Annotated in this window: 2 protein-coding genes and 2 pseudogenes; all 4 read left to right on the forward strand. The window is 35.0% G+C overall.

The features are described from left to right. Positions 1 to 344: 344 nt before the first annotated feature. Positions 345 to 677, forward strand: a complete 333-nt coding sequence (locus IC572_RS07555) for a hypothetical protein (protein ID WP_187855748.1) — start codon at positions 345 to 347, stop codon at positions 675 to 677. Positions 678 to 729: 52 nt separating this feature from the next. Then, positions 730 to 2,476 (forward strand): annotated as a pseudogene (locus IC572_RS07560) (DUF262 domain-containing protein). A gap of 40 nt (positions 2,477 to 2,516) precedes the next feature. Beyond that, positions 2,517 to 3,770, forward strand: coding sequence for a DHH family phosphoesterase (locus IC572_RS07565; RefSeq protein ID WP_187855750.1), 1,254 nt, complete (start codon positions 2,517 to 2,519; stop codon positions 3,768 to 3,770). Positions 3,771 to 3,813: 43 nt separating this feature from the next. Further along, positions 3,814 to 5,680, forward strand: a pseudogene (locus tag IC572_RS07845) (hypothetical protein). Positions 5,681 to 5,808: the final 128 nt, after the last annotated feature.

Genomic DNA, 5,808 nt, shown 5'->3' on the forward strand with positions numbered 1-5,808 from the left:
AATTTAGAGTTTGAAAGAAAATTTAGAGTTTGAAAGGAATGGATAAAAATGATTGGAAATGATGGGGGAGCGATTGGAAAAGGGGGTAGAGAATAAAGCTTTAAGATTAAGCATAAATTTAAATTAACACATCATTAAATTTAAATTAAACACATCATTAAATTTAAATTAAACACATCATTAAAATAAGATAAAAACATATCATTAAAAAATAAAACGCATCATCAAATAAAACATTTCATAAAATAAAGTGCATCATTAAAATCAAACGCATCATTAACCATTGATTAAACACCGCTAGATACAATACTCTAAGTAATCTTTTTTTCAAAAAATGGGTAGAAATGGTGTTCTATCATTCTATCATTCTATCATTCTATCATTCTATCATTCTATCATTCTATCATTCTATCATTCTATCATTCTATCATTCTATCATTCTATCATTCTATCATTCTATCATTCTATCATTCTATCATTCTATCATTCAAGCAATCAAGCAATCAAGCAATCAAGCAATCAAGCAACGCTACCATACTTTTATCGCTTTTACAAAAACCTATTTAAAAATCCCCTATTTTTTATTATTCCCTCTTGCATTAACCCTTTTATTCCCTCTTTTATTCCCTCTCTCATTAATCCGTGCCACAACATTTTTAAACCATTTGATTCCATAAGCCCCATTTTTAAATCAGTGGGGCTTACAGAGTTAAATTCAAAGGAGAAATGATGGCAAAAGTAGAAGTAGAGTTAAAAAAACTCTATCAAATTTTAGTGGATGCTGAATATTTTTACCAGGTTCCCGATTACCAACGCCCTTATGTGTGGGATAAAGATCATTTAGGGGCTTTGATTGATGATTTGGTGGGCAGCTATACAAACAACAGAGAAGATGAGTATTTTTGCGGCTCTATCGTGATTGCTGAAAATCCAAAAGATAAAAGATGGGATGTTGTGGATGGCCAACAGCGGTTAACGAGTTTTATCATTCTGGCTTGCACGATTTTAAGGCTTTATAAACACAGGTTAGAGCAAAAATCTAAAGATTTTATTGAAGGGAGTATTTATGATAAATACGATAAAGGAAAAGAGCGTCTGAAGTTTTTAACCGCTCAAAATTACAACAGCATTTTTGAAAACACGGTGTTAAACAATTTGGAGTTTGAAGACAACATTAAAAAGAGCGAGTTGAATAAGAAATTTGAAGAAAACACTTATTTGCGTAACGCTTATTATTTTAGAGAGCTATTGAATGAAAGCATAAAAAATGGTTCCATAAGCGATATGGATGATTTTGTCAAGTGGTTTTATGAACACATTGTTTTGACCAGAATCATTTGTTTTGAGCAAGACAGCGCGATGCAAATCTTTCAAGTGTTAAACGACAGAGGCCAACCCTTAAGCCCTATTGATATTTTAAAATCCAGTTTGATGCAAGAAATCAAACAAGATAGTGAAAAGCGTAAGGATTTTATAACCACTTGGGACAAATTGGTTGAAGCTTGCAAGAGTGTTGAAGGCATAGATATTGATTTGGAAGACTTTTTTAACATGTATTTAGAATACGCTGATCCTAGTTCTTCTAAAAAGAGAGCCGATAAGGGATTAAAAAAGGTGTTCAAAGACAGCAAAAAAGACGCTTGCGAGTTCATTTATGATGTGAGCGCTTTTATGAAATCTTATACCGATTTGTTAAAAAAACCAGACCGATACATTTACTTATTAAGATACCTTCCCTCCAGATTTTGGGCCAGTATTTTAACGACAGCCCCTTTATGTCAAATACCCTGATTTTGACGCTTTGAAAAGGCTTTTGGTGTCCTATTATTATCAAACTTGGATTGCAGGAGGCACGATCACATGCATCAAGCAAACGAGCATCAACATTATCAAAAATGTTAAAAGCAATAAGGGCATTGAAACCATTCAAGAGCTTATACTGGACAACATAGAATCTTATAACACCTTTAACCAATACCACTATAACTTATGGGAGAGCTCTTCTGTTTATCCTAGCAAATGGTTACGCCCTGTCTTAGCCCTAGCTAATTATTTTATAACAGATGAAGAGAAACCCCATTTTATCGCTATGGATGCCGAAACCCAAGTGGAGCATATTTTGCCCCAAACGACCAAAAGAGGCAGTCAATGGAACGCGGATTTTGACAAAGAAAAAAGAGAAAAATGGGTGAATAATATCGCGAATTTAACCCTTTTAAAGCGTAAAAAGAACGCAAAAGCCTTAAATGGGGATTTTGATGAAAAAAGAAAAATTTATGGTGGCAAAGACCCAAGCAAAGTGATTAGCTGTTATGACATCACTAAAGAATTGTATAGCGACTATAGGAAGTGGGACGAGAAGTCTCTCCAAAAGCGACACGACTTTTTGTATGAAATTATCACGCCTGTTTTACACATAGAGGGGCAAGAAGAGGAATATGAAGAGGAATGTGAAGATGATTTTGATCTAGAGTGATTGAAAATCATCAAGCATAAAAACAACAAAGGGATAATCAATGCCTAAAAAAGAGCTATTAAAGACGTCAAAGAAAAGGATTTTTAAAGACTTCTTAAAAGAAGCCAAACAACACCGCCCCATTGTTTTCTATACAGACAATGATTGTGATGGCATGTTAGCTGGCAGCGTTTTAATGTCTATGTGTTACAGATTGGGTATTAAAGATTTCTTTTTCTTTAGCCCCTTAAGGAATGCGCATGGCTATGGTTTCACTGATTTAGCCATAAATGATTTATTGTCTAAACCTTGTATCTTTAACCCTAAAACCAACCAATTAGTCCGCTTGAATTGCATTAAAAACCAATTTCAAAAAGACCCCTTATTGTTTAGCGCTGATTTGGGGGCGGATTTAGCCGCTGATACACAATTGCAAGAAATCTTATTAGAACATTTTGAACAATGCATCATCACAGACCACCATAAGAGTTTTGAAATTGATTGGATTGATGGAAATAAAATCGCCTGCATTAACCTGAATGATGAAAAAGACGCTAACTATTATAGCGGGGCTTTCACAAGCGCTTTAGTGTTTAGTCAAATCTTTCAAATACAAACCACTCCTTTAGAAGAAGAATTGATCGCTATCACGCTTTTAAGCGATCGCATTGATTTGGATAACGGGGATAATTTGGATATGGTTTTGAATTTAGTGCCAGTTAAACATGAGCGCATTCAATGCTTTTTCAAAGATAAAGATCTTTCTTTAGCCCAAGACGATTCAGATGGAATTTCTAACTTATACGGCTTTAATTGCATCAATTACATCAACGCTTTAAGCCGTTTGAGTGGGGCTAGAGAGTTTAAGGGTTGTTATGATAGCTATTTGCATTATCTGGTTTTAAAACATTTCAATCCCATAAACGATCCGCGCTTAAGCGTCTTTAATGTTAAGGAATTCAAAAGATACAACGACATTAAAAAGAAAATGGTGAAAGAAAGCGAAGAAAACGCTCAAATTTTTTCTTGCAACAAAATATTAGTGGCTGTCTTAGATGAAAGCTGTTCTATTAAAGTGGGTGTTAGCGGTTTAGTGGCTAATAACTTTTTAAAAAAATACCCTTTCAATCGCTCCCTTTGTATCTATAAAGATAATAAAAATGGTTATAGCGGTAGCGCTAGAGGTGGTGGGAATTTTTTAAGCCAGATTAAAACCATTCCTCTAATACAAGCTGGCGGGCATGAAGAAGCTTTTGGGTTGAGCTTTGCAAAAAAGGATTTTAAAAAAGTGATAAAAAGCTTACAAGCCCTATAAGGTCAAATAACGCTAATGATGAATTTTAAAAAAAGGACTTGACATGTTATTGGATTATGATTTTTTATTGTTATTGAATGATGAGAGCGGGAAGCCAACCAGATACTACTATTTGTTACAAGATTTTGAAAAGGATTTTGTGGCTAGTAAAGTGGCTCAAAATGGAGCGAAGCGATTCGTTAAGGAGATTATTGGGAGAGAGAAAGCCTCTAAAACTAAAAACAGCGCCATTGAAGTTTCTAGCACGAAAGCTTCTGCTATTAAGAACGAAACGATTGGAAGCGGCGATCTTAAAAAGGCGTGTGAGAAAATCAAAAGCGGACTACCCTTTGGGATCATCTCAGCCTTTAAACCCTTTAAAGACGCTTTTTACAGAGATTTCAATCATAATGAGCAAAAATTACTGATAGGGGCAGCTAAAAGCGGTTGCATTCAATCTAGCGCTGATAAACTGGCTCAGTTAAAAACGCGCTTAATCTACTGGCAGGACAAATCTGTTAAAGTGGATTGGGATAAACCCATTTTGATTAAGGACTTCTTTAAAGGCAATAATTACCTTTATAGGAGGTTGTGTTTTTTATTGGGGAAGCATTTTATAGATAGATTTTTAAAGAATAACGCTAAGGCGAGCGTGAAAGACTTTATGTCTAGTAAGGAGTTTGTCGCTAAATACCGATACACCCCCAATCAGAATACAGAAAGGGCGAAAAAGCTGCAATCGTATTTAGAGAGTAAGCGCGATTTATAGGGTTTGTTCAAACGCTTAACTCTTTAAAAGACAACCTGCAAGATCCTTTTTTACCCAATGAAGAAACGAGCTTTTTGGTGTTCGCTAATGAGCCTACTATCGTGTTTAATTTAAGGGATTATTTATTGGTGTTAGCGCAAATCTTTAACCAACAAGCGATCTGTTATTGTGAAAGCAAATGCCCTATAGAATTAATCAACGCTTCACCAGGTAAGGACTTTGACAAGACACAAGATAGCTTTTCAGACATCAAATTCTCAACACCCAATCAATTAGAACAATTCCTCAACGATCTTAAAAACAAGCTAAACGCATTCTTTTCAAAACACCATGATAAACATAACGGCATGGAGTTTAATGAAATGGCTAAAACTCAAATAGAAGCGTTTTATATGCCGCAATCTAGCGATGGTTTTGATGATTTTCGCGAGCATCTTGAAGATAGTATTAAAAGTTTTATCAGAGCGAAAAAAAATCGTTATGGTTTTCCTAAAATCTTTGATGTTGCAGACATAGAACAAGAAGAGAGGGAAGTCATTGAATGGCGAGAAAAAAAGAAAGCGTCAAAACAAAGCTACAAACAAAACCTTCAAATCAACAAAATCGCTAACGATTTAAAGCGTGATAAGGTAGTGGATAAAAGAACGATTTTAAGCGTGATAGACGCTGATATAGAGCGTGGTTTTATCCCGCCTAAAGATTTGTTAAAACAATTAGAAAAAATCAGCGCTTCTCTTTCTAAAGACATCGTAATAGCGATAAAGCAAGTAGAAAAATTAGAGCTTAACTATGCGTTAATAGACAATATCCAACACAACACGCTTGATGACACGCTTGATTTTACCTTTATTGTTGGGGATTCTTTGAGCGTTCAGTCGCTTTATGTTACCTTTGATCTTGTGATTGATATGGAGATAGACCCATGAGCGAGCAGTTTCTCAACCATATTGGGGAATTGGGGAGTTTTGAATCTAGAGAGGAAGCGTTAGAGTGGGTGCGATTATCGCAAACTAAACTGATCATTGAAACGCCTAGAGAAGCGCTAAAGAATGCGGAATTATCGCAAATTGAAGAAATATTGACCGGCTGTATTTTTAATGGCGCTTACCGCCTTCAAGATGATCTTAAGGGTAATAGATATGAAAACTTTAAGCAAAATTAAAACCACAACAAGGAGGAACAACGCCATGCCAAAAAGATAAAGAACATTAAAAAACATTGAACGACCGATTATAGCAGAATTTAAAACAAATTTTACCAAGGAGTATTTTATGGGTTTTCAAAATGAAA

This window comes from Helicobacter pylori (assembly GCF_014496485.1).
In the GTDB taxonomy this organism is placed as follows: Bacteria; Campylobacterota; Campylobacteria; order Campylobacterales; family Helicobacteraceae; genus Helicobacter; species Helicobacter pylori_DD.

Bases quoted from the DNA above. Each gene is read 5' to 3' on its own strand.
- IC572_RS07555 (WP_187855748.1), top strand. From the start codon at position 345: ATGGTGTTCTATCATTCTATCATTCTATCATTCTATCATTCTATCATT.
- IC572_RS07565 (WP_187855750.1), top strand. From the start codon at position 2,517: ATGCCTAAAAAAGAGCTATTAAAGACGTCAAAGAAAAGGATTTTTAAA.